Source organism: Porphyromonas sp. HMSC077F02 (genome assembly GCF_001815465.1).
In the GTDB taxonomy this organism is placed as follows: Bacteria; Bacteroidota; Bacteroidia; order Bacteroidales; family Porphyromonadaceae; genus Porphyromonas_A; species Porphyromonas_A somerae.
On record NZ_KV820667.1, the window covers coordinates 1 to 213 of the forward strand.

The window sequence follows — 213 nt, forward strand, 5'->3', positions numbered from 1 at the left end:
TCAGAAAACTTTCGTTTCCCGACCTACTCGATTACCCATACCAAGCAAAAGCATTCATTCCCCTCCCCAAGAAAGTACAAGTCAAGAGTGTTGCACGAAGGTGATCTGCTTCGTTGCTTTCGGAATGCGAGCTTGGTCACGTCAGGTTTTCAAACCGATATTAGGTGAAAATCTGACTAAAATGAGAATGTTGCACGAAGTGCCATTCTCGCA